This is a genomic window from Kiritimatiellia bacterium (assembly GCA_018001225.1).
Classification (GTDB): Bacteria; Verrucomicrobiota; Kiritimatiellia; order CAIQIC01; family JAGNIJ01; genus JAGNIJ01.
The window spans coordinates 1-7,955 of sequence record JAGNIJ010000070.1; the positions used below are offsets into that span (position 1 = coordinate 1).

The 7,955-nt window shown below is 58.3% G+C and carries 9 protein-coding genes; 5 read left to right on the top strand and 4 right to left on the bottom strand.

Annotated features, from left to right (window positions below; genetic code table 11):
* The 3 genes from KA248_15575 to KA248_15585 all read left to right on the top strand — a co-directional run.
* Nucleotides 1-762, top strand: a 762-nt coding sequence (locus KA248_15575) for a DUF3387 domain-containing protein (GenBank protein MBP7831328.1), incomplete at its 5' end; no start/stop codon positions are given.
* A gap of 37 nt (nucleotides 763-799) precedes the next feature.
* A complete protein-coding gene (locus tag KA248_15580; GenBank protein ID MBP7831329.1) occupies nucleotides 800-1,294 on the top strand; it encodes a helix-turn-helix transcriptional regulator in 495 nt (164 codons plus the stop codon).
* Nucleotides 1,291-2,988: an ATP-binding protein gene (locus tag KA248_15585; GenBank protein MBP7831330.1), complete on the top strand. Its 1,698-nt coding sequence runs from the start codon at nucleotides 1,291-1,293 to the stop codon at nucleotides 2,986-2,988. Before KA248_15580 ends, KA248_15585 begins: the two co-directional genes overlap by 4 nt.
* 23 nt (nucleotides 2,989-3,011) lie before the next feature.
* On the opposite strand, the gene KA248_15590 is transcribed toward KA248_15585, so the two are convergent.
* From KA248_15590 to KA248_15605, 4 genes are all read right to left on the bottom strand, one after another.
* Nucleotides 3,012-4,136: a hypothetical protein gene (locus KA248_15590; GenBank protein ID MBP7831331.1), complete on the bottom strand. Its 1,125-nt coding sequence runs from the start codon at nucleotides 4,134-4,136 to the stop codon at nucleotides 3,012-3,014.
* A 136-nt stretch (nucleotides 4,137-4,272) separates the two neighbouring features.
* Complete coding sequence (locus KA248_15595) at nucleotides 4,273-4,473, bottom strand: hypothetical protein (protein MBP7831332.1); 201 nt, start codon at nucleotides 4,471-4,473, stop codon at nucleotides 4,273-4,275.
* Nucleotides 4,474-4,544: 71 nt separating this feature from the next.
* Nucleotides 4,545-5,486 carry a zinc ribbon domain-containing protein gene (locus KA248_15600; protein MBP7831333.1) on the bottom strand — a complete coding sequence of 314 codons (942 nt, stop codon included), beginning with the start codon at nucleotides 5,484-5,486 and terminating at the stop codon, nucleotides 4,545-4,547.
* A gap of 33 nt (nucleotides 5,487-5,519) precedes the next feature.
* Nucleotides 5,520-6,155, bottom strand: coding sequence for a hypothetical protein (locus KA248_15605; protein MBP7831334.1), 636 nt, complete (start codon nucleotides 6,153-6,155; stop codon nucleotides 5,520-5,522).
* Between the two features lie 235 nt (nucleotides 6,156-6,390).
* Between KA248_15605 and KA248_15610 the strand changes: the two genes are divergently transcribed.
* Together KA248_15610 and KA248_15615 are read left to right on the top strand one after the other, a co-directional pair.
* On the top strand, nucleotides 6,391-7,170 hold the full coding sequence (locus tag KA248_15610; GenBank protein MBP7831335.1) for a hypothetical protein: 780 nt from the start codon (nucleotides 6,391-6,393) through the stop codon (nucleotides 7,168-7,170).
* Nucleotide 7,171: 1 nt separating this feature from the next.
* Nucleotides 7,172-7,921 (top strand): hypothetical protein, encoded by a 750-nt coding sequence (locus KA248_15615; protein MBP7831336.1) that lies wholly within the window; start codon nucleotides 7,172-7,174, stop codon nucleotides 7,919-7,921.
* Nucleotides 7,922-7,955 lie beyond the last annotated feature (34 nt).

Here is a 7,955-nt window from a genome sequence, read left to right on the forward strand (position 1 = left end):
GCGGTGCCCCACCCGGAGGCGCTCCGCATCCGCGACGACGTGGGCTTCTTCCAGACGGTGCGGGCGGCGCTGGCCAAGCGGGAGGATGGCGAACGCAAGACCGACGAGGAATTGGACTTGGCCATCCGCCAGATCATCTCGCGGGCAGTGGTCACCGACGGGGTGGTGGACATCTTCGCCGCGGCGGGACTGAAGAAGCCCGACATCTCGATCCTGTCGGACGAATTTCTCGCGGAAGTCCGCGGTCTGCCTCATCGCAACCTGGCCGTGGAGCTGCTCCAGAAGCTCCTGCGCGGCGAGATAAAAAGCCGCGCCCGCCGCAACGTGGTGCAGGCGCGGTCCTTTGCGGATCTGCTGGAAAGGGCGCTCCGCCGCTACCAGGCGCGAGCCGTCGAGACGGCGCAGGTGATTGAGGAGCTCATTGAGCTTGCGAAAGAGATGCGCGCCGCCGGCACGCGGGGCGAGTCACTGGGTTTGAGCGAGGACGAGCTTGCGTTTTACGACGCGCTCGAGACCAACGACAGCGCGGTGAAGGTGCTGGGCGAGCCGACGCTGCAGGCGATCGCGCGGGAGCTGGTGGCCTCGGTGCGGAAAAACATCACCATCGACTGGACCGTCCGGGAGAACGTCCGGGCGCATCTGCGGGTGATCGTCAAGCGCATCCTCCGCAAGCACGGCTATCCCCCCGACAAGCAGGAAAAAGCCACCCAGACAGTGCTGGAACAAGCCGAGGTCTTGTCCGAACTCTGGACCACGGCGTAAAATGTAAACATCAACTTTTACCAATCTTGAGTGCCTAGTGAAAACAAAACCAACTTTCCCTGTTACTTGCAAGAAATTGAGCATTGAAGAAATCGCCGGAATTCTCCATCGCGCCCTTGCGGCATCGAAGCGCTTTGCCTCAATCGCCGAGTTGGCGAGAGAACTTGGTATCCCACGGCAGACATTAAATCATTACTTCTTTGGAAGGGTGCGGCCATCGGAAGAGAGATGGATTTGTTTAAGGAATGCTCTGGTTGATCAATCTGCACATGACGATCATATTCAGCGAAAATCCAAGCCTACCAAGGCCGCTGTAAAACAAGCCACTCAGCTCAACGCCGATCTCAAGGGGCTTCGGAAGATCCTTTTGTATTTCCGAGATGCAGATCCGTCCGATAGAAAAATCCTGCGCGAAACCATCCCTGGCCGTGAGATCGGCTACCTCGCCGGATTGATGACCGCTCTTTATGATGAAGATCAGCTAGCGGCTTGGTTGGTTTTTTCGGAAGATGAGGCGGAGGATTCGAAATGAAAACTCTGCAAATCGGCGATTCAAAAAATGCCATTTTGCTACTCCAACGGAGCCAGACGGATCCTCAGAAAGCGCTGGCGGAGCTTATCGAGAACAGCATCGATGCGTCAGCTAAGAACATCACGATCACCCGGTATCGACACCAAGGCAACGTAGAGATCACGATTGAGGATGACGGAACCGGTGTCAAAGCGGGGGCGGATGGCAATCCGGATTTTGACCGTCTGGCCAATAGCCTATGTGATTCTTACAAAAAGTACTTGGATCAGTTGACGCGGGAAAATATCCAGGGAGAATTCGGAATCGGCCTGTTGGGATTTGCCGCGATCGGAGAAAACTTGGAGATGCTCTCGCGCGCCGGTAATTCACGTACGCGGTTCTTTCGTTTGGTCGCTGGATCCATTGACTATGAGGATGGATTTTCAAGGGCAGAACTACCGACGAGTGGTACCCAGGTCCGAATCTGGCCGGTGCAAAAGGATATTCAAGCCCGTTTGACCGCTGAGAAATTGAACAGTTACCTGGGCCAGGAGCTGCGTGAAAGGATCAGAAATTCGCAGGTCATACTCAAAATAGTAGATCGACTCCCGGGCGGGCGGACCGTCACGGTCAAGCCGTTGGATTACCGCGGAGAGAAAATTCGCACGATCGACAAAATCAAGACAGCAAGCGGGAATATCGATTTTCGTTTGTTTGTGGCTCAGGAAGGCGAGCATGGCCGCGTCTGTGTGTGCCGCCGCGGCACTCGGGTGTTGGATGATATCACCTCGATTCCCGAGCTCAATCACTCGCCATGGGACAATGAGATGCTAGAAGGAATGATAGACAGCAGGTTTATCAATATTTCCCCGGCATCTCGACGGACGATTGTTCCTGACTCCGGACTGTCAGAGTTGATTGCGGCCGCCAGATCCGTCGAGTCGTTGATCGAATCTGAACTGGAAAAGGTGAAGGAACAGAGACAAGAGAAACTCGGCCGGGATCTCTTAAAGAAATTGCAGGAGACGTTTAACCAGGCCATGCGCGATCTGGCGGCTGAATATACATGGTTCGGTGGGAAAAAAGGCGGCCGAATCCCCGGAACAGGCGAAACCCCCGACCATCCGCGCAAGATGATTCGTTTGTCGGGAGGCCCGTTGGATCATGTGACCATCGTCCCGAAGATAGCCCAGATTGGGCCGAACGAATCCAAGGAGTTCATTGCGAAAGCATGGTCGAAAGATGATGGATTGATCCCTGTGGGTGTTCAATTTTCCTGGTCCATTCATCCGAGTCGGGGATCTCTGAAAACGGATCATGATCGGGCGACATTTGAAGCGCCAGCAGAAGAAGGCGAGGTGAAACTCCGCGTTCAAGCGAAGCGGGATAATGTTGAGGCCAGCCAAGAGGCGTTGATTCTGATTCTCTCAAAGACGAAAAAATCGGGCGGATTGAATATTCCCCAAATTCGCTTTGTCGATATGCCGAATGAAAACTGGCGATCAATGTGGGAAGCGGCGACCGAGACGTTGAAGTGCAATTCCGGCCATCCGAATTATCGGCGAGCCCAACAACGCAGCCGAAGCGCTCTCATGCGCTATATCGCCTTCCTGATTGCGAAGCACTTGGTCCTGCACAATTACGCCCATGCCGGCGAGGAAGTTGTCTTGGAACGTTTGATCGAAGTGATTTCAGTGCTTGAGGCTAGATTGTAAGTTTATACTATTTATATCTTCAATCATTCGGATTCAACTTTGAAATTAACACGCCCGTTATAACCTGTCTTAACGTAGGCGACTTTATAGCCTGCACCTAGCCATCCAAAGCAATTGGTCCGAGTCAGACTGTTGGCCCACCAGGTATGGTTGGTTCGTGCAGTCTCAGGCAAATTGAATCCGAGGATGGCCTCGATCTGATCGAACGTCAGGATGATCTCAGGTCGTCCATCCACTTTCAGATAATCTGCTAAATGGCGATATTTCCCTCTGTATTCGGTTAGGTGCCGAACCGGATCTCTGTTTCGAATAGACGTTGCGCCTGTGCCACTCCCTCGGGTTTGCCTCACTTGCGTTTTTCGGGTGGTTGTGGTTTGAGTAGAAAGGTTTGTCGAAGGCGTTGGGGGAATAAGGGTGATCATCCGATCAGTTCGCGAGGTGTCTTTAACAACAATAATGTCGGCAGGCAATTTCTGATCTTTCGTATCCGTTTTATCCAACTGCTCCTTGAGCGCTCTGATCCCGCCATCGATGAAAATCTTCTGCCACAATCCGATATCCTTGACGGAAACATTCAGCTGCCGAGCTGCGGTGTGCAGCGTTGTTTTTCCAGAGAGAATGAGTAGAACCGTCTGTGCGCGATCCAGCGCTCTGGAATCACGTTTTCCAGTCGCTTCGTGCGAACTCCCTGATTGAACGATGCCGTCATATTTCTGGTTGTGTCTGGATGGGATTTCTACATTGAGCTGGCTCATGGTCGATTGCCACGCCAGCTGAGCACTGTGGCACAGTTGTTGATAGCTAATCAATCCATCCCGCCAATCCTGAAGGGGCTGCGGCAATGGGCTGCCATATAATTTATCCTCATCGCCGGCTTCGAGTATCCATGCCGCGATGGAGTTTGAAAACTCCCTGAGTTGAAGTTTCTGGTAGAAACGGTGATTGCCATCGACGATATAGCAGAACTGATCGTCGGCCAATACTAAAACGATGGGTGAATAACGAATATTTCTGATTTCGGCATGAGGATCGGGCAGGTTTGTCGGGCGAATTCGTTCGATTGGGACTAGGGCCAGAAGTTTTTGTAATAGCTTTGTACGAGTTGATCTTGAATCTTCCATCAGACCAGATGGCACCTCTTCGATCATGTTTCAGAGCGACACTAAGGGTATTTTACCATCATTGGACACTCTCGTGTTTACACGGCTTGAGTTCGATCGGAATAAGTCGTGTTTAAGACAAATTGGTCCACATATCTCATCTTCCTAACAGTAAGCTCGAATACTACTCATCTGATTTTTCCCAATGCGAGCGGCGGCCTTCGTAGTCGAGGAAGCCGTAGCCTTCATAGTGTTCGGGTTCCCAGTCGTCCGCCTCCAGGCCGTATGCGGGTCCCTCCAAATCCTCGTCCGGATCCTTCATCATGTCCACCAACTGCTCGTCTTCATCCTTGTCCCATTCGTCCTTCTCTTCATCTTCGTCCATGACCGCCTCCCGTCATTTCTGTTTCGAAGAATGTTGACCACTCCTGACCGGCAAGCGGCAGCGCCGGTTAATCAGTGATACGGACACAGCTTCCACGCCGGGTCCAGGCGCCGGCCGCACTCCGGGCACCGCCGATCCAGCTCGCGGCCGCAGTACGGGCAGCGCCGGAACTCGGGGCTCCGCGCCGCTTCGCCGCAGCGCGGACATTCGCCCGCCGCCGGTTGTTCCGTGCTGGCGTCCGGGCCGAACGACGACGGATCGTTTGCCGGCATGGGCTCTTTGGGTTCCGCCCAGAGCCTCGGCGTCGGGTGCCGGCCGGTTACAGTCGGCGCCTCTTCCGGCTGGAGCTCGTAGGTGACCCACACGTTGGAGCTCGGGACGTTGCCCCGGACGCTCAGGACGCGGACGCCGCCGAGCTGCTGGAGGCGCCGGCCGATCATGACCTGGTTGACGTTGGGCATGTTGTTCACGAGCTGCAGGGACGCGTGCACATCCCCGGCCCGGACGGTCAGCTCGCGACGCCCCGCCCCCCGGGCCTGCCGGAAGAGCCCGTCGAGGTATTCGCGGATCCCGTCGGCGGTGCTCGACGAACGGACTTCCCGCACCGGTTGAAGGGAGCGCGGGGGCGTGCCGGCCGCCGCCGGTGATGGCGCGGCACTGGAGGGAAGCACGCGCAGGCGCACGTACTCGCCGGGTGCCTGGCGCTCGAATTCGAGACGGAGCCCGGCGGCGGCGAACATGATGGCCAGGCGGTCCTGGTTGGGCCGGTTGGTCTTCCGGAAGAGCCCGGCGGTGTCGCGGCCGCAGACGGAGTCGCCGTCCGCCTTCGTGAGCCAGCGCCCCGGGTGCTCCGCCAACGGGGCATACACACCTCGCAGTCGTTGATGGGGGGGACGGCTCGGTCGTCCTCCGGTTTCGACGCCCCAAGCCTGCTCGTCTCCGGAAGACGAAATCTCCAGGGTGTTCTCTTGGGACTCTTTCAGTTCATCGTCCCGGTCATCGGCATCGCTCATTTGAACTCCTCCTGAGATGATTGAATTGAATGCTCATTCGGACGCTTCGGGATACAACCGCTGGTAGACCACTTTCATATCACTGTAGTGGACCACCTGGTTATCCTTGACGAGCTGCTCGGCTGATTCCACGCTTTCGAGCAGGGGGAAGAGCGCCGCCCGCAGGGCGGGCGGTGTCTTGAACGCGCGACCGCCATACGGCACGGTGTAATACCCCACCTGGATGCCGGATGAGCCGCGCTCCGAAAGAACATCCGCCGCCTTGGCCAGTAAGCCGGAGTAGTTTGAGGAGGTGGTGAAGAATCCCACGGCCTGGCGGGTGCCGCGCGCCTGGAAGAAGTCGGCGATCACCTCACCTATATGATGATCGATCCAATGCCGTAATGTGTGGCTATCGAGGTCGCTCTCGTACGGACGGATGGGCTCGGAGCCGTGGACCACGCCGTAGCAGCCGCTGAGGATGAGCACGTCGATGCGGCCCTCGGTCATTTCTCGGATGAGATCATAGGTCAATCCCCCCTGAAAGATGAGCCCCGTGTACAGCCGCATAGCAGGAACGGGATCAACCCCGTGCTGCACCGCGCAGGCCGGTTGAATGACTTCCCGGCCCTTCTCCAGCCAGGCGGCGCCGGGAAGCCAGCCAGGTTTTGTCAAAAGAACCGGTTCCATCTCCAGTTTCCCCCACCCCGTCTTCTTTTCAGTGCACGGAAGAACAATGCAAAGGTCAGGCATAATCCCTCCTTCGTTCAGAATTTGCTTGTATTATTACACAAGACACTGAGCGTGTCAAATGATTTTTTTAGTATTTTTTATTCCATTATTTACAATAATTTACAAGACTTTTAGTGTTTCCTGCAGCGAAGGCCTTGCGTTTTTCTACGCCAAGTGGTACAATTCACCCCATATGAATAACCTAAACTATCTTCCAATCGCGGGCGGGGGCGAGTGGGGGGAGCTGCTGTCCTGGTTCGGACTGACCAAGGACGGCGTCCTCGACCGCTTCGCCGCATCGTCCGCGCGCGCCGTCGACCGGGGGACCGGCGACGAGCGCTTCGTCTACATCCCCGGCACCCGGCCCGACCGGGTGCTCCTCGTGGCCCACGCCGACACCCGCTTCGACCACCTGCCGGCGTTCCCGCCGCCGCTCCAAGTGGCGGATGGAATCGTCCGCTCCGCCGACCCGGCGATGGGCTGCGGCGCGGACGACCGCGCCGGCTGCGCCATCCTGTGGGCGCTGCGGGACCTCGGCCACTCGCTCCTCGTCACCAGCTGCGAGGAGTACGGCCAGAAGGCCAGCCACTGGCTCATGGACCACAACCCGGACCTGGCCGCGGAGATCAACGACGCCCACGGCTTCGCCGTCGCGTTCGACCGCCGGAACGCCGCCGACTTCAAGTGCTACGACGTGGGCACCGACGCCTTCCGGGCGTACGTGGCGGCCATGACGGGCTACACCGAGCCGGACCGGGGCTCGGTCACCGACATCCGCGTGCTGTGCCGGGACATCCCCGGCGCCAACCTGAGCGTCGGGTACCACAACGAGCACACGCCCGCGGAGTACCTGGACCTGGCCGCGTGGCGGCACACGCTGGCGGTGGCGCGGGAGTGGCTGGCGCCGTCCGGCCTGCCGCGGTTCCGGCGCGCGGCGTCCGACGTGTTGTCCCTCGCCGCGGGAGGGGCGTGAGATGAAGGAAACCATCATCCTCCCGGCGGACGCGCTGGCCGCCGTCGAGAGCACGGCGCTCTTCTACCCGTGCAGCGGCGACGACTGGCAGGCGCCCATCCGGCTGTTCGCCCCCGCCGTCACGGCGTTCTGGTTCGTCGACCGGGCGTATTTTCCCCTTTCAAGGCCCGCGGATACCGCGCGGCCGCTGCTCCATCGCTGGCCCGGTTACGAGTTTCTGGAAAAGCACCTGCGCGGTCCCGCCGGGGCGGAGGTTCAATACAAGGTCGATCCGATCACGGGCAAACGATACCCCGATCTCGAACCGTGCGTCCTGACAGAGCGCTACCGGCACCGGCGCAGCGGACGGGTCATCGCCGTCCACCGGCGCCGGGGGTACGGCTTTTCCGCGTTCCGGAAAGAGATCACCACGCTCGGGGTCTTCTTTTATCGCGGCGACAGCCAGGGCGAGGGCGGAAGCGGCAATCTATGGCTGAAGTGGGATCACATTCAGGAGGTGTGCGACAAGCTCGTCGACGGAGGGCTGTTCGCGACGGATGGCAGCAATCACCTGCGGAGCCGGGAATACACGGAGCTGTGGCGGCTGAATGCGGCGGGGCGGGATTTGTCCCCCGCGGAATTGGTTCAGGCGGCCAGGCCGTTCACGGACAGGACCGGACGCCGCTTCACGTGCGTGGGTTACGCGGGGTACCGCTACGGCTTCACCCTGATCTGGCAGGTCAGGCAGCCACCCGCTGCGTCTGGGTGTTGATCGGAAGGACCAGAAAGAGTATCGTCTGGGCGAT

Bases quoted from the DNA above. Each gene is read 5' to 3' on its own strand.
- KA248_15585 (MBP7831330.1), top strand. From the start codon at position 1,291: ATGAAAACTCTGCAAATCGGCGATTCAAAAAATGCCATTTTGCTACTC.
- KA248_15590 (MBP7831331.1), bottom strand. From the start codon at position 4,136: ATGATCGAAGAGGTGCCATCTGGTCTGATGGAAGATTCAAGATCAACT.
- KA248_15595 (MBP7831332.1), bottom strand. From the start codon at position 4,473: ATGGACGAAGATGAAGAGAAGGACGAATGGGACAAGGATGAAGACGAG.
- KA248_15600 (MBP7831333.1), bottom strand. From the start codon at position 5,486: ATGAGCGATGCCGATGACCGGGACGATGAACTGAAAGAGTCCCAAGAG.
- KA248_15605 (MBP7831334.1), bottom strand. From the start codon at position 6,155: ATGGAACCGGTTCTTTTGACAAAACCTGGCTGGCTTCCCGGCGCCGCC.
- KA248_15610 (MBP7831335.1), top strand. From the start codon at position 6,391: ATGAATAACCTAAACTATCTTCCAATCGCGGGCGGGGGCGAGTGGGGG.
- KA248_15615 (MBP7831336.1), top strand. From the start codon at position 7,172: ATGAAGGAAACCATCATCCTCCCGGCGGACGCGCTGGCCGCCGTCGAG.